The 18,457-nt window shown below is 49.7% G+C and carries 13 protein-coding genes; 6 read left to right on the forward strand and 7 right to left on the reverse strand.

Features of this window, described 5'->3' with window-relative positions; translation table 11 throughout:
- Positions 1–3 precede the first annotated feature (3 nt).
- Positions 4–501, reverse strand: a complete 498-nt coding sequence (locus LC115_05240; protein ID MCZ2356084.1) for a DUF4293 domain-containing protein — start codon at positions 499–501, stop codon at positions 4–6.
- Positions 502–548: 47 nt separating this feature from the next.
- Between LC115_05240 and LC115_05245 the strand changes: the two genes are divergently transcribed.
- Together LC115_05245 and LC115_05250 are read left to right on the forward strand one after the other, a co-directional pair.
- A complete protein-coding gene (locus LC115_05245; GenBank protein MCZ2356085.1) occupies positions 549–1,754 on the forward strand; it encodes an acetyl-CoA C-acyltransferase in 1,206 nt (401 codons plus the stop codon).
- Positions 1,755–2,055: 301 nt separating this feature from the next.
- A complete protein-coding gene (locus tag LC115_05250) occupies positions 2,056–2,508 on the forward strand; it encodes a hypothetical protein (GenBank protein MCZ2356086.1) in 453 nt (150 codons plus the stop codon).
- Positions 2,509–2,813: 305 nt separating this feature from the next.
- Here the strand turns inward: LC115_05250 and LC115_05255 are convergent, their stop codons facing one another.
- The 4 genes from LC115_05255 to LC115_05270 form a co-directional block, all read right to left on the reverse strand.
- Positions 2,814–3,563 carry a TIGR00730 family Rossman fold protein gene (locus LC115_05255; GenBank protein ID MCZ2356087.1) on the reverse strand — a complete coding sequence of 250 codons (750 nt, stop codon included), beginning with the start codon at positions 3,561–3,563 and terminating at the stop codon, positions 2,814–2,816.
- 27 nt (positions 3,564–3,590) lie between these two features.
- On the reverse strand, positions 3,591–3,908 hold the full coding sequence (locus tag LC115_05260; protein MCZ2356088.1) for a Rieske (2Fe-2S) protein: 318 nt from the start codon (positions 3,906–3,908) through the stop codon (positions 3,591–3,593).
- A 15-nt stretch (positions 3,909–3,923) separates the two neighbouring features.
- Positions 3,924–4,856, reverse strand: coding sequence for a PfkB family carbohydrate kinase (locus tag LC115_05265; protein ID MCZ2356089.1), 933 nt, complete (start codon positions 4,854–4,856; stop codon positions 3,924–3,926).
- 77 nt (positions 4,857–4,933) lie between these two features.
- Positions 4,934–5,911 (reverse strand): polyprenyl synthetase family protein, encoded by a 978-nt coding sequence (locus LC115_05270; protein ID MCZ2356090.1) that lies wholly within the window; start codon positions 5,909–5,911, stop codon positions 4,934–4,936.
- Positions 5,912–6,134: 223 nt separating this feature from the next.
- Here LC115_05270 and LC115_05275 point away from each other — a divergent pair, with 223 nt between their 5' ends.
- Positions 6,135–9,329 (forward strand): gliding motility-associated C-terminal domain-containing protein, encoded by a 3,195-nt coding sequence (locus LC115_05275; GenBank protein ID MCZ2356091.1) that lies wholly within the window; start codon positions 6,135–6,137, stop codon positions 9,327–9,329.
- Between the two features lie 72 nt (positions 9,330–9,401).
- Positions 9,402–10,391 (forward strand): pyruvate dehydrogenase complex E1 component subunit beta, encoded by a 990-nt coding sequence (locus LC115_05280; protein MCZ2356092.1) that lies wholly within the window; start codon positions 9,402–9,404, stop codon positions 10,389–10,391.
- Positions 10,392–10,702: 311 nt separating this feature from the next.
- On the opposite strand, the gene mtaB is transcribed toward LC115_05280, so the two are convergent.
- Both mtaB and LC115_05290 read right to left on the reverse strand, forming a co-directional pair.
- Complete coding sequence (mtaB, locus tag LC115_05285) at positions 10,703–12,007, reverse strand: tRNA (N(6)-L-threonylcarbamoyladenosine(37)-C(2))-methylthiotransferase MtaB (protein ID MCZ2356093.1); 1,305 nt, start codon at positions 12,005–12,007, stop codon at positions 10,703–10,705.
- Between the two features lie 41 nt (positions 12,008–12,048).
- Positions 12,049–17,139: a lamin tail domain-containing protein gene (locus LC115_05290; protein ID MCZ2356094.1), complete on the reverse strand. Its 5,091-nt coding sequence runs from the start codon at positions 17,137–17,139 to the stop codon at positions 12,049–12,051.
- 77 nt (positions 17,140–17,216) lie between these two features.
- On the opposite strand from LC115_05290, the gene LC115_05295 reads away from it, so the two are divergent.
- Both LC115_05295 and LC115_05300 read left to right on the forward strand, forming a co-directional pair.
- The gene (locus tag LC115_05295; protein MCZ2356095.1) at positions 17,217–18,212 is read left to right on the forward strand and encodes an aspartate-semialdehyde dehydrogenase; all 996 of its coding nucleotides are present in this window, start codon (positions 17,217–17,219) and stop codon (positions 18,210–18,212) included.
- Positions 18,199–18,453, forward strand: coding sequence for a cytochrome b5 (locus tag LC115_05300; GenBank protein ID MCZ2356096.1), 255 nt, complete (start codon positions 18,199–18,201; stop codon positions 18,451–18,453). The genes LC115_05295 and LC115_05300 overlap by 14 nt, the downstream gene beginning before the upstream one ends.
- Positions 18,454–18,457 lie beyond the last annotated feature (4 nt).

The raw sequence follows: 18,457 nt of genomic DNA on the forward strand, positions 1-18,457 counted from the left end.
CTATTAGCGCAAACGGTCCACGGATCGAACCAGCGCTTCGTCTTTTAAAATGCTACGACGGGCAAGCCAGGCAAATACCATGGCTACCACAGGCAAAGCTGCCCCCCACTCGTAGCCGGAAATCAGGTCAGATGCCCCTGCCTCTGTCAGTTTCGCTTCCATCTGACTCACCATCCACCCGGCAGAAACCCCGGTCAGGAGTTCAATCACCATCAAAATTCCGGCTATCAAAGCCTGGCGCGGCCGGTCTTTGAACAAAAATATCAGCACCAGGGCCAACAGGCCCGATATCGTCAGCCACAGCGTCATCATCAGTTGCATTCCATCCTCCAGTGGCCCCATAACCGTCTGAAGACCATCGGCTGTCGTTAATTCCATACTCCCCCCTGAAAGCACCACGGTGTGGGCAGCATCTGAAATTTTCCAATATGGAGCAGCCAGCATGACGAACATGCATAGTGCAGAAGTGAGTAAAAAGAGGGATTGTTTCCGTTGCAACATAAATCAGCAATATGAGTTAATTTGCGGCAAAGTTAATGGATAAGATTATGAAAGCCGTTTACATTGTGGATGCCTGCCGTACTCCGGTCGGGAAATATGCCGGAAGCCTGTCGGGAGTGCGTCCCGACGACATGCTTGCGTGGGTAATCAAAGCCATACTGGAGCGCAATCCTGGCGTACCCAAAGACAGGATTGAGGAGGTGATTGCCGGAGCAGCCAATCAATCCGGGGAAGACAACCGGAATGTAGCCCGAATGGCGGCCCTGCTTGCCGGCCTGCCTGTCACTGTGGCGGGCGTTACCGTAAACCGGTTGTGCGCATCCGGTCTTCAGGCTATTCTGGACGGTGCCCGATCCATCCAGGCCGGACAGGCTGATTTTGTACTGGCTGGCGGAGTGGAAAGTATGACCCGTGCACCCTTTGTTATGGCTAAAAGTGAGTCGGCATATGGCAGACTACCTGAGTTTTTTGACACCACATTCGGCTGGCGCTTTACCAACCCTGCCCTTTCGGCTTTGTACCATCCATATGTGATGGGAGAAACGGCAGAAAACCTGGCCGAACGATATGCGATTTCAAGAGAAGAGCAGGATTCTTTTGCCTGGCAAACCCAGCTGAAATGGAAACAGGCACAGGAAGCCGGTAAGTTTCAGGAGGAACTAATCCCCTACCCGCTTCCCCCCCTGAAAAAAGGCGGAGAGCCCCGTACTTTTGATACAGATGAGCATCCCCGCTTATCTACCCTGGAACAACTGGCACAATTGAAACCTGCGTTTAAAAAAGACGGGAGTGTAACGGCTGGAAATGCCTCCGGTCTCAATGATGGTGCTGCCATGACGATTCTCGCCAGTGAAGAAATGATCCGGGAATACAATCTGAAACCGATTGCACGCATAGTATCGGCAGCGGTAGCCGGTGTGGATCCGGCCATCATGGGTATCGGGCCTGTGCCTGCTACGCAAAAGGCACTGACGCGTGCCGGGCTAAAACTGTCAGACCTCGACCTGATTGAGCTCAATGAGGCTTTTGCGGCTCAGGTCATTGCCTGTCACCGGGAATTGCAATACAATCCGGATATCCTGAATGTAAACGGAGGGGCAATTGCCATTGGCCATCCCCTGGGCTGTTCGGGTGCGAGGATTACCGCCACGCTGGTGCATGAGCTGCAAAAAAGAAACAACAGCCGTTACGGACTGGCCACCATGTGTGTGGGGGTTGGTCAGGGGGTTGCCATGATTGTAGAACGGGTGTAGGATGCCTCGGTATTTTCTCCGAGTACAATATCTGGGAACAGCCTATCGGGGCTGGCAATCCCAGCCCAATCTACCTACTGTACAGGGAACACTCAATGATGCGCTGGAAAAAATCCTGCGCCATCCAATTTCCTCTTTAGGTTGCGGAAGAACCGATGCCGGCGTACATGGCAGGGGGCAGATTTTGCACTTTGAAACGGAAGTCGAACCAGGAGAAAATTTCCTTCAACACTTAAATCACCTGCTGCCTCCGGATATTGCCGCGAATGCGTTTATGGTATCTCCTATCCCGGGTGCCCATGTGAGGTACAGTGCCCTCTGGAGAAAGTATCGGTATTATGTGCATTTTGGGAAAAACCCCTTTCTGCACCACACTTCCCTTCGCCTGAGATACAGGCCCAGACCGGAAATGCTCACTGCCTGTGCGGCTGCATTACAGGGCGAAATGGATTTTGGTGCTTTTGCCATTCAACAGACCGGCCAAAAGCATACGCGATGCCGGGTACATTTTGCGCATTGGCATTTTGGAGAAGACCAGTGGTATTTTGAGATTCAGGCAGACCGATTTTTACGCGGGATGGTGCGCATGCTCACAGGCTCTATGCTGCGAATTGCACACCGGAATGAAGACATATCCGAGTTTCTCCATTACCTTAACAATCCGGAAGGCGTTATGGCCCGGCCGATGGCGGAACCCCAGGGCCTTACTTTGTGGGACACAGGCTTTCCGGAAGGATTTTTTATTGATAAATAAATTTATTTACAAAAACCTGAAAGACAGAATCTCTTACCAGAAATAGATTTTGCCTCTTGAATACATTTTACCAACTGATTTTCGGAAGACTATTTACATTAAATAAACTTATATATAAAATCCAGAAACAAGGAAATGACTATTTTTATTGAATTTCGGGCACATACAGTAAACTTTTATATAATTTTTTACACAATCTGCTGAATAATAATCCACTCATAGCGATTTATAAATATTTTTATAATAACGCATTAACAGGGTATGGTTCTTCCATTCCCATTGGATAAAACAGAAGAAATATTAACTCAGGCTTCGGCGAGAATGCGACTCCGGTTGGGCCGGGGATTATTCCGATCCAGTTCAAACTGGCTCACCGCATGCTTTTCTATGTGCGCAATGGCTTCAGAAACATCATCAGTGAGAAAAAACAATTCCAGGTCCTTTTCGGAAATTGTGCCTTCAGCCACCATTTTATACATGAAATCCACCATGGGTTGCCAGTAATCTTTTCCCATCAATACGACCGGAAAGGAGGATATCTTGCCGGTCTGGATCAGGGTAATGGTTTCAAACATTTCATCGAGGGTACCTGCACCACCGGGCATGATAACGAAGGCATAGGAATACTTAACCAACAGAACCTTGCGAACGAAGAAATACCGGAAGTTAACGAACTTATCCAGGAATGGATTGGGCTTTTGTTCAAAAGGAAGAATAATATTGCACCCAACGGAGGGGCCATTCACCGAACGGGCGCCTTCATTGGCTGCCTGCATGATACCGGGCCCACCCCCTGTCATAATGGTAAAACCCAGGCGGGAAATACCTGCTGCGACTTCCTTCGTCAACTGGTAGTAGGGATGGTCTTCCCGGAACCTTGCCGACCCGAAAATGGTGACACATGGACCGACAAAATGCAGGGTGCGAAAGCCTTTGATAAACTCGAGCATAACCCTGAGGGTAAATACAAATTCACTCCATCTGGATCTGGGGCCTTCGAGAAAACCTTTGGAGTGTTCCAATTCTTTATGACGGGCTGTATTGAGTGCGGACATAAGTTCCTGTAAGCAAAATTGAATCCATTATTCCATTCCGATGAACACACCGGAATCGCGTTGTTCCACCGGGTAGAGGTATAAACGCCCCCTGCCCTGTTTTTCATATCCGGTATCCAGGGAAAAAGAATACCGGTGGAGAGGGCAGGTGATGCATCCATCCGGGTCGGGCCGTATACCTTTGAGGCTGGCCTGCTGGTGGGGGCAAACAGGCCGCCAGGCCCTCCAGTTTCCATCAGAAAGGCGGAGCAGGCATATTTCTGTGCCCCTCACCAGGGTCATAAAGGGAATTCCCCGGTCGGGCCAGGGGCCATCAGGTTCCAGAACCTTATGCCATCGGACCATGGGGTGGGCGGAGGATTAATCCTGAAGTTCGAGTTTCAGGTCGGTATTCACCAGCTGAATGAACTGTCTGGCGCGGTCCACGATTTCGGAACGGCTGAGGTTCAGAATTCTTTCGGTACCGAATTTCTCCACGCAGAAGCTGGCCATGGCTGAACCATAAATCACAGCGTTTTTCATATTCTGGAAGGAGATATCACGGGTTTTGGCAAGGTAACCGATAAAGCCTCCGGCAAAAGTATCTCCGGCACCGGTGGGGTCAAACACCTCCTCGAGGGGAAGGGCCGGGGCAAAGAATACTTCTTTTCCATGGAACAACAGGGCGCCATGTTCCCCTTTTTTGATAATCAAAAATTTGGGGCCCATTTGCAGGATGGCGCGGGCAGCCTTAACGAGGGAATACTCTCCGGAAAGCTGGCGGGCTTCCTCATCATTAATGGTCAGTACATCCACGAGGCGGATGGTTTCTTTCAGGCTGTCCATGGCAATGTCCATCCAGAAATTCATGGTATCCATGACGATGAGTTTGGGCCTTTCGGTCATTTGCCCGATAACTTCCCGCTGTATATCCGGAGTCAGATTCCCCAGCATGAGGAAGGGGGATTTGGAGGCTGAGGCAGGAACAACAGGCTTGAAGGTAGCCAGCACATTGAGTTCTGTCACCAGGGTATCGCGTGAATTCAGGTCGTTGTGGTATTTACCGGACCAGAAAAAAGACTTTTCATTTTGGCGGATTTCGAGTCCATCGGTATTGATTCCCCGACGGTTCATATCCAGGATGGCTTCTGCCGGAAAATCGCCTCCGACTACAGAAACGACTGCACTTCCGGACACAAAATAGGATGCAGCTATGGAAATGTAGGTAGCAGCCCCACCGATGATTTTATCCGTTTTGCCGAATGGGGTTTCAATGGCATCGAAGGCTACGGATCCTACTGTCAGAACACTCATGGTAAAAGTAAATTGGTTGATTTGCCTGCAAAAGTACCAAAATCCCGGAATATGGGTCAGGTGTAACCTCCGGCAACTCAGCGGTTTCGTTCAATCGTATATTGAACCAGATGGCGGAGGGACTCGCGACTGGGGCTGTCGGGAAAAGAATCCAGGATTTCAAAAGCCTCCTGGATGTAGCGTTTCATGGTTTCTTCCGCATAGGAAATACCACCATTTCCGATAACCAGATCCATCAGCCAGCGCACTTTGGCCGGGTTACTATTGTGATTTTTGACCACATTGATAATCTGCCTTCTTTCTGCCCAGGATGCCTTGTTGAGCACATGGATAAGGGGCAGGGTCATTTTTTTCTCCTTGATGTCGATGCCCAGGGGTTTGCCCACATCGGCGGTACCGTAATCGAAGAGATCATCTTTTATCTGGAATGCGATGCCGACCTTTTCGCCAAAGAGGCGCATTTTCTCTGCAATGTCTTTGTCACTGCAGGCGCTGGCGGCCCCCACCTCACAGCAGGAAGCAATGAGCGATGCTGTTTTCTGACGAATAATATCAAAATATACCGGTTCGTCCACATTCAGGCGACGGGCCTTTTCAATCTGGAGAAGCTCGCCTTCACTCATGAGGCGTACGGCATTGGATACTATTTTGAGCAGGTTAAAATCATCATGTTCCAAGGACATAAGCAGACCCCGGGAGAGGAGAAAGTCTCCTACGAGAACGGCTATTTTATTTTTCCAGAGGGCATTAATGGAAAAGAATCCCCTGCGTTCATCGGCTTCGTCCACCACATCGTCATGAACCAGGGTGGCTGTATGGAGCAATTCCACCAGGGCGGCTCCCCGATAGGTAGCTGGCTGAATGCCCCCACATACCTGTGCTGAGAGCAATACAAACAGGGGACGCACCTGCTTGCCTTTTCTCCGGAGTATGTAGCGCATAATGGTATCCAGCAACATTACCCGGGTTTTCATTGCCCCGCGGAAATGGTCATCAAATTGCCGGAGTTCGGCCTCAACCGGTTTCTGGATTTCCTCCAGACTGATAGATTTCATCGCTAATGAGAAACAAAATAACGGTAAAAAAGAATCCGATGCCGAAAAAACCTGCCTCCTCCTCTTTGGGTGGTGCATCCCTTCCTCCCGCAATTACCTTCGGTGACAGCGATTGGAATGGCAGGGGAACCATTCAACCCGGCAATTGACTACCTGAGGTCATTGCATTAACTTTATGGGTAATTTGGGGGTTATTACGGCGTAGTATCTGTTGTTACCATCTATGTTCAGATTTTTACTCTTGCGGATTCTGGTCTTACTTACGGTTTGTACCGGAGTGGCGGGAGCGCATGGGTCTGGTGGAAGCGAGGGATTTCGGGCGATTGAAAATAAAGGGCAGTGGGCGGCGCACATCCGGTATCGGGCATCCCTGAAAGCCGGTGCTGCATTTTTTGAAAATTACGGTATTGCCTTTCAGCTGGCCCATCCGGAGGATCTCTCCCATGAGAATCAGCTACGCCGGGATGCTGCTGTACGCTGTCATGGACTACGCCTGGAATACATCAGCACCAGCCCAAACTGTGAGGCAAAGGGAGTAGGCGCAGATGCGGTTCGCTACCATTATTTCACCGGTAATGATCCAGGCCATTTTGCAACCGATGCCCAGGCTCATGCACAGATTGTCTACCCAGATATCTGGCCCGGCGTGCATTTACTCTGGGAGGAATGGGCGGGACATATGCGCTACACCTATACCTGCCAGCGTGTGTCAGATGCTGCTTCCATTGGGTTTCGATACATGGGCGCTGATTCTGTCAGGATTGACTCTGATGGGTCGCTTCGCATTTTCACTTCAGTGCGCACCCTGACTGAAACACCTCCTGTAGCCTGGATAGTACCTACTGGTCAGGAGAATGAAAAGATCCCTGTTAAGATTGGGTTTTGCCAGGAGGAGGAAGTCATTCGCTTTTGCCTGAAGGGACAGTATCCGGAAGGGAAACTGGTGATTGACCCCACGCTGATTTTCTCCAGCTATACCGGATCGGTAGCGGATAATTTCGGCTTCACAGCCACTTACGACAATGCAGGAAACCTCTATGCCGGCGGGCGTGTGTATGCCGCGGGTTATCCGGTGTTTGGGGCCTATCAGAGTTCCTTTCAGGGGATGTATGATGCTGCAATATCCAAATTCAACGCTTCGGGCACGCAGCTGATATATTCCACCTACCTCGGTGGCTCAGCAGGAGATCAGCCCCATTCCCTTGTGGTAAACAGTCAGGATGAGCTATTGGTATTGGGCACCACGGAATCCAACAATTTCCCTATAGTGCAGGCCACACAACCGACACCGGGAGGTGGCTATGATTTGTTTATCAGCCGTTTTAATGCAGCCGGCAACCAGTTACTTGCTTCCACCTACCTCGGGGGTGCAGGGGATGACGGATACAATGCGCTTGGACTGAATTACAATTATGGGGATGAGTATCGGGGGGAAATTTTTGTGGACTCTCTGGATCAGATTTTTGTGGCGAGCAATTCGGCCTCGGCCAATTTCCCGGTAACGGCAGGATGTTTTCAGAATGCGTTGTCGGGCACCCAGGATGGCATAGTGGGAAGTTTTTCACCCGACTTATTTTCGGTGCGATGGCTGACTTATCTGGGTGGAGCCAATCAGGATGCTGCTTATGGGGTGAAGGTAAGTGCATCGGGGAAAGTGCTGGTAACGGGAGGCACACTCAGTCCTGATTTTCCGGTAACTAGCGGGGCATTCCGGAGTACGCCCGGAGGCTCCATTGATGGATTTGCCAGTGTGTTCAGCAGCGATGGACAAAACCTGAATCATTCCACATTCATCGGCACTTCCGGGGAGGAGCAATCTTATTTTATTCAGACGGATGAAGATGGCGGAATTAACCTGTACGGACAGAGCACAGGATCCATGCCGATTGTGGGTTTTGGCGGAGGCACCCTGTACTTCAACACCGGAGGAAAACAATTTATTATTTGCCTGGATAGCACCCTGAGCACCAACCTGTTCAGTACTGTTTTTGGGGCAGGCAGGCAGGGTCCTGACATTTCCCCGACAGCTTTCCTGGTGGACCGTTGTGGCAATATTTACTGTTCGGGATGGGGGTGTCAGTTTCCGGGAACAGGAAATACCTCCAACCAGTTTCTGAATACCACAGGGCTTCCGGTAACAATGGGAGCATTGAAAGCCACTACCGACGGCACGGACTTTTACCTGATGGTATTGAAGAAGCATGCGACGGGTTTGCTGTATGGCACCTTTCTGGGTGGGAATATCAGCAAGGAACATGTGGACGGGGGCACCTCCCGTTTTTCGCCCCAGGGTATTGTGTATCATGCAGTATGTGCAGGATGCGGGGGCAATTCGGACTTCCCCACCACCAGCGGGGTTGTATCCAACACCAACAACAGCACCAACTGCAACCTTGCTGCCTTCAAAGTTGATTTTGAGCCCACCTCTTCTGCCGATTTCATCTGGCAGACCAGCTCCCTCTGTCCTCCATACTCGGTTCAGTTTACTTATCAGGGACTGGGTGCGGATCAGTATTCCTGGGATTTTGGCATGGGGCCGGGAGACACCTCCAATTTGCAGAATCCGGTGCAGGCATTTCCGGCCGACGGGACTTATGACATTCGCATGATTGCACGGGAATTTACCTGTATGGGGTCGGACACGGCAGTCAAAACCATAACTCTGGAGCAGCAGCCATTTGCGAGCTGGGCTCAGGAATATACCCTGTGCAATCCTGAAGTAAAATTTAGCTACACTGGTCCAACGGCTGATTCCTTGCGATGGGAACCGGAAAGTGGAACGGGAGGAACGGGCAACCCCGAACAGGTTATTTCCTTTCCGGGTGCCGGTCAGTATGTGCTCACGCTGATTGCCTGGGCGGGGGGGTGTGCCGATACGCTGCAGGATACTTTTCGGTTTGCTTCAGCACCTCCTGCCGCCTTTACCTGGGAGACAGACACCTGCAGCCGGGAAGCACGGTTCTTTTCCGGGGTATCTGATTCTCTGGATGTGATGTGGGATTTTGGAGACGGGGAAATATCGGATGCCAACAATCCGGTTCATCAGTTCCCGAAAATTGGGCAATTCCCGGTGCGGATGTATGTTCGGAGCGACAGCTGTACCACAGTTCTGGAGAAATCGGTGGATCTGGCCATTCCCATGGAGCAATTTCGGTTTCTGCCCAATGTGTTCACCCCTAACGGAGATGGATTTCATGATTTTTTCAGGCCGGAGTTAAAGAAACCGGAGCGATTTGAGATCAGCATTTGGGACCGCTGGGGTAATCTGATATGGTCTGCGAGGAATCCGGAATTATTCTGGGATGGGAAGGTGAACGGCAGGCCTGCTGAGTCCGGGGTTTATTTTTTCGTGATCAGCAGTTTAAATTGTATCGGGGTGCAGGAAACCCGTCAGGGCAGTGTGACGCTTTTGCGGTGAAATTGAGGGCAAAAAATCGGATAAATGGAGGATTCCTGCTAACTTTGTCTTCGGTTTTTTAACAGCAAAAAAGTGAGCACAAGAGTAATACAGTTTCGCGAGGCCCTGAGGGAAGCCATGAGTGAAGAAATGCGTCGGGATGACCGGGTTTTTCTGATGGGAGAAGAGGTTGCTGAATATAATGGCGCCTACAAGGTAAGCGAGGGCATGCTGAAGGAATTCGGAGCCCGTCGCATTATTGATACCCCGATTGCTGAGCTGGGATTTGCCGGAGTGGGCGTAGGGGCAGCCATGGTAGGGTTACGTCCCATTATTGAGTTTATGACTTTCAACTTCTCATTGGTAGCCATTGACCAGGTGATCAACAGTGCGGCAAAAATGATGTCCATGAGTGGCGGTCATTTTGGTGCACCGATGGTTTTCCGTGGTCCGAGTGGATCGGCAGGCCAGCTGAGTTCCCAGCACTCTCAGTGTTTTGAGAGCTGGTATGCCAACTGTCCGGGTCTGAAAGTGGTTACCCCCTCAACTCCAAGAGATGCCAAAGGCTTATTGAAATCGGCCATTCGGGATGACAATCCGATTGTTTTCATGGAGTCTGAGCAAATGTATGGAATGAAAGGTGAGGTACCCGACACAGAGGACTTCCTGATTCCGCTGGGCAAGGCTGATATTAAGAAAGCCGGGACAGATGTAACGGTGATTTCTTTCGGAAAAATGGTTCATGTGGCTCTGGATGCCTGTAATGAGCTGGAAAAGGAAGGAATCAGCTGTGAAATGATTGACCTGATGTCACTTCGCCCCATTGATTACGATACACTGGTGGAATCTGTGCGGAAAACCAACCGTGCGGTTATTGTGGAAGAATCCTGGCCTTTGGCGAGCATGAGTGGTGAATTGGCGTATATGATTCAAAAAAGAGCATTCGACTACCTCGATGCTCCGATTGTGCGGGTAAACAGCATGGATGTGCCGTTGCCCTACGCCCCTACCCTGATTCAGGCTTACCTGCCGAATAAGCAAAGAACAATAGAGGCAATTAAGCAGGTATTATACCGGAATTAATTGTTGAGTTAAAGAATAAAAAAAGCCCGCTCCACGCGGGCTTTTTTTATTGAGTTATCTCTGGGCTTGACCCAAGCAGGGACTTGGACCAAGCAGGGACTTGGACCAAGCGGGGACTTGGACCAAGCGGGGACTTGGACCAAGCGGGGACTTGGACCAAGCAGGGACTTGGACCAAGCGGGGACTTGGACCAAGCGGGGACTTGGACCAAGCGGGGGCTTGGACCAAGCGGGGACTTGGACCAAGCGGGGACTTGGACCAAGCACAAAAAAAGCCTGCTCAAGGCAGGCTTTTAAACAATTTTCTTCAAATTAAATAGAATCTCTCACCAACTGAATCTGCCCATCCAGATTCCCATTGGGTGCAAGGCCTTCCAGATGAACCGGAAGCAGGGAATTCACCAGGGATGCTTCCCAGGGAAGCTGCACACGCAGGTAATTATCCGTAAAGCCGGAAATCATTCCATCCTCCTGATCTGCTTCAAACAATACCGGCCTTTTCTGACCGATAAACTGCCGATAGAAGGCCAGCTTCTTTTTTTCGGAAAGGGATATCAATCTACGCGTTCTTTCCTGCCGAACTGCAATGGGTACCGGATTGGCCATTTCTGCTGCAGGAGTATCCGCGCGTTCGGAATAAGTAAACACATGCAGGTAGGATACGGGCAAATCTTCAATAAACTGCCACGTATCGGAAAAATGAGCTTCGCTTTCGCCCGGGAATCCGGTAATGACATCCACCCCAATGGATGCATGCGGTATTTCCTGACGGATGTATTCTACCCGGGATGCGTATAATTCTCTCCGGTAGCGCCTCCGCATAACTGCCAGCATTTCATTATTGCCACTTTGAAGGGGCAGATGAAAATGGGGCATAAACACCCTGCTATTGGCTACAAACCGGATAATATCGTCGTGCAACAGATTCGGCTCAATGGAAGAAATGCGAATGCGGGGAACGGCTGCCTGAGCATCCAGAGCCTGCACCAGGTCAAAGAAATCATTGTCGGTGCCTTTCCCAAAATCACCCAGGTTCACGCCTGTCAAAACAATTTCCTGTACGCCGGTAGCAGCAATAGCCTCGGCATTCCGGAGCACATTTTCTATTGTATCGCTTCGGCTTTTTCCTCTGGCCAGTGGTATGGTGCAGAAGGTGCATTTATAGTCGCATCCATCCTGAACTTTCAGGAAAGACCGGGTTCTATCACCGGCCGACCAGGCCTGTTCAAATACATTAACTTCCCGTATGGGGGTATTACGCACCAGGGTTTCCCGGGTGGCTGTCAGTTCCTGCAGAACCTGGGGCAACCTGAATTTATCTGCAGCTCCCAAAACCGCATTCACGCCGGGAATAGCCGCAATTTCTGCTGGTTTCAATTGGGCATAGCACCCAATGATGGTAATGAGGGCATTGGGATTAATCCTTTTGGCCTGAGCGACGAGTTTGCGGCATTTTTTGTCGGCATTTTCCGTCACAGAGCAGGTATTCACCACAAACACATCGGGAGTATCCTGGAAGGCAACAGATTGAAACCCCACTTCTTCCAGTTGGCGGTTGAGTGCCGAACTTTCGGAGAAATTGAGTTTACACCCGAGGGTATGGAATGCTACTTTCACCCTGCAAAGATACAAAAGGATTGCGGGCAGGCAGCAGCCGATTAATTCAGGCGCGCAGCGAGCACACAGGGCACCTTGTACACTTCCCGATTTCCGTTGGACGGAGCCATCAGCTCAAATATAACGAGGTATACGCCCACAGGAGCTTTGTTTCCATTGTCGTTGGTACCATCCCAGGTAACAAACCCTTCCTCCGTTTCCAAAAGAAAATTGGGTCGTAATACCTTCACCCGATTCCCAACAGCATCATAAATGGTAATGCGTGCATTATTTCCGGTCGAGGTAAATTTGTAATTGATGGAAAGAATATCCTCAAAGCCATCTCCATCCGGAGAGAAGGTTTCCGGCAGCACAGACACGGTGCCATTTGACTGAGGTCTCAGCTGCTGAGAGTTTTCATATCCCGGGGTAGCATAATTGACAGTACTGGCGGCAGAGTGCCATAAATCCTTGTTCTGGGTATCGCCTTCAGAATTCAATCGTTCCAGTGACACTCCTCTTTTGGATATCAGATCCGGAAAATGATAGGAATCTTCGTAATAGAACTGATCCAGTTTAATGATAGGAGAAGTAGAGGTAACCGTGGAGAGCTGTATTTCGGAGTATATAATCACCACCTCGTCTTTTGTGCTGCTATAAGCAGGAATGGAAGCAATCTGCAGGAAGGCAGCATTATCTTTGGGCTTGTAAACATCCACCTGATCCTTGACATTCGGCGTCAGACAAATGTAAGATTTCGGCAAAAGAAGGGTTGGGGTTGAGGTCAGGTTTTTGACACTTTGAATGGAGTCAATTCCGGTCACTACTTCGGCAAGGTAGATTTTACTTAAATCCACAATTTTATCCGACCTGTTATACAACTCCACGAACCGGTTTCTTCCGGTATAGGGGTAAAACAGGACCTCATTAATAATCACATCCTTCACACCAGGAATCAGGGGAATAGCGGCCTGAGCCACGATACTGCCGATGGCATTTCCCGGACAATCCTTCAGATTGGTGACGGTAACGGTATAGATCACATTAGAATCCAAAGGACTCGGAGTTATCAAATAAACCAGGTCAAACTGATAAGATATTTCTCCCGGGAAGATCACCTGAGCAGGGCTTCCAATACCATTACCGATAATATAATTGGCAGGGTCAAGTGCTGTGAGATAATCCAATTGTTCGGAAAACTTCAGGGCAATGGTATCCCGGGCTACTGTATAGGCATTGAGCAGAATCGGGGGAATGGTATCCGAGAAAGAAGCCCTCTTGGAATTCAATCTACCCGGTGTACCGCCCGAGGAATCGGAGGAAGCAATCCAGTTCAGACTGTTGGGGCAGAAGAAATCCGGGTCAATGCGTTCTAGGCTCCAGCCTCCGGCTTTTTTGGTATTGTCCTGGTACCAGCTGTCGCTGTAGGCTACCCTGTCCAGAATAACGCCCTCAGCATCCACAAGTGCAATGTGGTCACTGGAAATATTAAAGGACAAAGAACCCGCACCCATCACATTCGTTGCAAGGGCTTCGTAAAGGGCCATTCCGGAGGTTGGGCAAATAACCAGATACTGGCCCGGCAACAGCACCCGGGGCAGATTGAAGGTGTAAGTGGAACTGAATTCTCCGGCGGAATTTATTTTTCGAATGCTCCATCCGGTCATATCAAAGGGTTTGGAAGCCCGGTTTACAATCTCCAGAAACTTTACTGCCGGCAGTCCGACGGTGGGGGTCACATCCGTATAAATCTCGTTAATCACCACCTCATTGGGCTGCGCAATATCCCCAACTACAAATGTATCTATGAGGTTTGATGAATTCCCTTTGCAATCTTCAACTCCGGTGATGGTGAGTTCGTACGAATTGGCCAATTGCATGAATGATCCCAGGGTTAGCTTAACCACTCCGAAATCAGGGGACAAGGCCTGTGCTTCCCTTACTGCCAGGACATTTCCAGTAGACAACTCCCGGATCTGATACAGGGAGGAATCGGAAGCCTGCACTCCATTCAGCGTTTCCGAAAAATAGACATAGACTGTATCCAGGCCTGAAACGGCAATATCCAAAATAACGGGACCAGTGATATCCGGAGCATTATTGAATCGACTATTCTGGACACCCGGAGTACCACCAGCTGTGTCAATGGATGCCATCCAGTTGGAGAAAGTGGCACAGGTGTCATCCGGATTGATACGCTCCAGTGTCCACCCCCCGTTCTGTTTAGCTCCATCCTGATACCAGTCGCGGGTATAGCGCACCTCATCAATCACATCCTCTGCGGCAGTTTCCAGGGTCATGGTATAGGCTGACTGGGTAAAGGAGGAAAGATCGGCCACTGCATTTACCTTTCCATAAGGCACATAATCCTGCACATTATCTGTACGGGTAATAATCATGTGCTCCCCTGGCCTGATAATGCCGTAGGTCATGGTTTTACCATTGAACTTCAGTCCAGTGACATCAAAGGCTTTGTCAGAACGGTTGTAAATCTCAGCAAACTGTGTCTGAGGCAAACCCACGGCCGGGGTAGGATCTGCAAAAATTTCGTTGATTACCAAGTCGGCACGCTGGATGGGCACATTCAGTACAAATTCCAGATTCGCGTTGGCCAGTATTGGATTTCCGCGGCAGTCCTCCACATTACTCACATTCAGCTGATACACCTGACCTGCATTCATAGGGGTAGAGAATACAATCTGCACACACTGATAAGCGGGTGAGAGTGGTGTAACGGATGCAATAATCAGGTCGTTATTGAGAATGCTGTAGTTTGCCGGATTGCCAATAAAATTGAGGGATACGGGTTCGTCGAAGCAGGCAATAATGGTATCGGTTCCAAGTGCCGTGACAGAAAGCAGTAATGGTCCCTGGGCATCGGTAGTGACCCCGTCCACACTGTTCAGTGTACCTGGAGTTCCACCAATGGCAGCCTGACTTGCGGTCCAGTTACGGAAGGTAGAGCAGGTATCATTCCGGTCAATGCGTTCGAGCGTCCAGCCCCCATCATCTTTGACGGCATCGTTATACCAGGTATCCGAATAGGTAACCTGATCGATAATAGTCCCTGAACTATCGGAGAGGGTAAGCATTTCGCCACTATTGGTCAGGGAGAAGGAATTCAGACCTACTGTATTTCCAAAGGGAGCAAAATCCCAGTAATTATTGATGTGGCACAGAATGAGATAATCGCCCGGAAGCATCACGATTCCAGGCAGGTCTGTGAGGGAAGAACTACCCTCATTCAACTTCCATTTTTCAATATTGAGGGCCCGGTTGCTTCGGTTGTATATTTCAATAAACTCTGCATTGGGCAATCCAATCTGGGGAGTCTGGTCGGCAAAGATTTCATTAATAATAATTTCATTTCGACCGGGAGGAGAATTCACAATAAAAATCGACTGAAGATTTACGCCTCCGGACAAATAACAATTTTGCACCCCATTCACATTGAGTGTGTACAGGGTGTCCATGACGATGGGGTTCAGGAAAGTAACCTGAACACAGGAATAATCTGCATTCAGCACCGTCACCTGTTGAATACCGAGGCTACCGGATACGGTGTAATTCAGGGAACTGGAAACCGAATTCGGATCCATTTTCACAGAAAAGCAAACCTGTACATTTACCGAATCCAGAATGGACAGGGAGGCAATGGTCGGGGCAACCGGATTGATGGTAGTGGACCAAATACTGTTTTTGGCTCCCGGGGTTCCCCCGGAAGGATCTACCGATGCAGACCAGTTTCCGGCCGGGGCAGCGCAGGTGTCAAGGGGATTAATCTTTTCGATGGTCCAGCCACCATTGGCTTTAGTGGAATTATTGTACCATGAGCTGAGGTAATTCACGGTATCAATTGTATTTCCCAGGGAATCGGAAAGAGTCAGCAACCTGCCGGTAGTCGTCAGAAAATTAGTGTTGAATGCGGAAGGATTAATGACCTGTATATTCCATCCATTAAAGGAATCTTTTCCGGAAATGGTGCACACAACAACATAAGTGTCCGGATTCAGGGTAAAGGCTGGCAGCAATAATTCTGTCGGGGAACCTGTGCCGGACTGTGAAGCAATTTTCCAGTTTTGAATATTAAAAGTTTTAGATGAGCGATTATATAATTCGATCCATTCAACCTGAGGCAGACCAACAACCGGGTTTACATCTCCAATTATTTCATTAATCACTACATCTCCAAAAGCCGGATCATCCCCGCGCTGAAAATTAAACTGCACGGGAGCCATGATATTTCCGGCGTTATCCTTCACATTGGCGATGGTAATGGTCTGTTGGGTGGAGGGAGGGAAATTATTCTGAAAAGTAAGACGAACCGTATTGGCCGGATTTCGCACAGCGGAAACCACTGTATTTCCGGATACGAGATAATTGGCAGCGGACTGAGAGGAAGTCAGATCCAGGGACTCGGAAAAAACCAGGTCGAGCTGATTCAGGGAGGCCACCGTCACAGAACTAACCGTGGGTGGGGTATTATCAACCGGAATAGGACTGACCATCAGAAAATCATCAAAATAAAATCGGGTAGCATTCGTAGAAGTATGCCGTGCGACTACACCGAAATAGCTGCTCAGGGTGATGGAGTTTTCAGTAAAGCTTCCCTCGGTGGCGTAGGAGGAGCCTGTACCGGTAGCATCTGTATAGAGTGTCCATGCTCCAGTGGCGGAACGGGTCACCTTGATTTTTAAAATATTATTGGTAGCATTCAGGCTGGTGGCGCTTCCGTCAATTAACAGGGTTGACGGATTGGTTCCGTTTTTATACCACAATTTTACATCGTCATCCGAGGATCCGATTCGAAGGTAGTACCCTTTTGACTGAGCATGGTTCACCTCAGCAGAATCGGAAATCAGATACACATCAGCATAATTATTGGCAGAGGGGTTAAAGGACAGCCTTACCCAGAATTCCCATTGTGCATCGGTTGCGAGGGTGCTGGAAGTGGAGAGCCAGGTCGTATCAGTGGCCGCATTTCCGTTCAGGCGTAATTGCCCAGCCGAGACCTGCCATAGCGTAGTTTCCCCGCTCCAGGTTTTTAAACCCGAGGTAAAATCCCCATCTCCGAAATCATCGGTCCAATTTTGGGCAGTCATCAGGTTTAACGAACTGAATAACACCCAAAACAGAGTCAAAACTCTTTTCATAATAGTATCTTTGCAATCTGAACTGCTAAAATTACGGAAAGAAGCCTAACCGGGGGTTAATAAAATTTAAATTAAAGATGAAAATTGCCGTTATTGGCGCCACAGGTTTGGTAGGTCAGACCATGTTGGCGGTTTTACAGGAGCGGGGCTGGATGGAGCGGGCTGAGATTATTCCCGCAGCGAGTGCAGCATCCGCCGGAAAGCTTCTTTCATTGAACGGCATCAACCGACCCGTATTGACACCCGAGGCGGCACTGGAAGAAGGTCCGGATTACGCCTTGTTTTCCGCAGGAGGAGGGCCCAGTGGCCACTATGCACCCCTCTTCACCCAGCGTGGCGTCACCGTAATTGATAATTCCTCCCGATGGAGGATGGAACCTCAGATACCGCTGGTGGTTCCGGAAATAAACGCACATACCATTGGTGACAGTTTGCTGATAGCGAACCCGAATTGCTCCACTATCCAGCTGGTCATGGCACTGGCCCCTTTGCACCATGCCTTTGGACTTCGACGAGTAGTAGTGAGCACATATCAGTCGGTAACGGGAACGGGAAAAAAAGCTGTAGATCAATTGATGGCAGAGCGCGGGGGCTCCCCTGCTGAGTTGGTTTATCCCTGGCCCATTGATTTAAACTGCATTCCTCAATGTGATGTATTTACCGACAACGGGTACACGAAAGAGGAAATGAAAATCATCCTGGAATCCAGGAAAATACTGGGAGTTCCGGATTTACCCATTACCGCAACTGCAGTTCGCGTACCGGTGATCGGAGGGCATTCTGAGTCGGTCAATCTGGAGTTTTCCCAAGCCGTGCAACCTGCTGAAGTACGCGCCATTCTGTCCTCCACTCCCGGAGTGCTCGTGCAGGACAACCCGACCGAAAACCTATACCCCATGCCCATTCACAGCGCCGGAAAGGATGCCGTGCTTGTGGGCCGTATTCGCGCAGATGAAAGCATCCCCAATGGTATCCATCTTTGGGTAACGGCTGACAATCTGCGTAAGGGAGCCGCCACCAATGCCGTGCAAATCATGGAGTATCTGATTGAGTCACGCAATGGCATGGCCTGAGTACACGCGAAGCCAGCTTGCCCTGCGCAATGGCCAGGACCGTGAAGAAATCTGGATAGCCTGGGAGGGCCGTATTTACGATGTTACCCAAAGCAGACTCTGGCGAAATGGCAAACATTATGAGCATTGGGCCGGGCAGGATTTAACCGATGAATTAAAAGATGCGCCGCATACCACCAGTGTTTTCTGCCGGTTCCCGCAGGTAGGGGTTTTGAAAGCAGGAGACCTGCCCAAAACCTGACTCT

Source organism: Bacteroidia bacterium, from assembly GCA_026932145.1.
Lineage (GTDB): Bacteria > Bacteroidota > Bacteroidia > J057 > JAIXKT01 > JAIXKT01.

What these genes read in the sequence shown, in the direction of transcription:
- LC115_05240 (MCZ2356084.1), bottom strand. Translation starts at nt 501, where the DNA reads ATGTTGCAACGGAAACAATCCCTCTTTTTACTCACTTCTGCACTATGC.
- LC115_05245 (MCZ2356085.1), top strand. Translation starts at nt 549, where the DNA reads ATGAAAGCCGTTTACATTGTGGATGCCTGCCGTACTCCGGTCGGGAAA.
- LC115_05255 (MCZ2356087.1), bottom strand. Translation starts at nt 3,563, where the DNA reads ATGTCCGCACTCAATACAGCCCGTCATAAAGAATTGGAACACTCCAAA.
- LC115_05260 (MCZ2356088.1), bottom strand. Translation starts at nt 3,908, where the DNA reads ATGGTCCGATGGCATAAGGTTCTGGAACCTGATGGCCCCTGGCCCGAC.
- LC115_05265 (MCZ2356089.1), bottom strand. Translation starts at nt 4,856, where the DNA reads ATGAGTGTTCTGACAGTAGGATCCGTAGCCTTCGATGCCATTGAAACC.
- LC115_05270 (MCZ2356090.1), bottom strand. Translation starts at nt 5,911, where the DNA reads ATGAAATCTATCAGTCTGGAGGAAATCCAGAAACCGGTTGAGGCCGAA.
- LC115_05275 (MCZ2356091.1), top strand. Translation starts at nt 6,135, where the DNA reads ATGTTCAGATTTTTACTCTTGCGGATTCTGGTCTTACTTACGGTTTGT.
- LC115_05290 (MCZ2356094.1), bottom strand. Translation starts at nt 17,139, where the DNA reads ATGAAAAGAGTTTTGACTCTGTTTTGGGTGTTATTCAGTTCGTTAAAC.
- LC115_05295 (MCZ2356095.1), top strand. Translation starts at nt 17,217, where the DNA reads ATGAAAATTGCCGTTATTGGCGCCACAGGTTTGGTAGGTCAGACCATG.
- LC115_05300 (MCZ2356096.1), top strand. Translation starts at nt 18,199, where the DNA reads ATGGCATGGCCTGAGTACACGCGAAGCCAGCTTGCCCTGCGCAATGGC.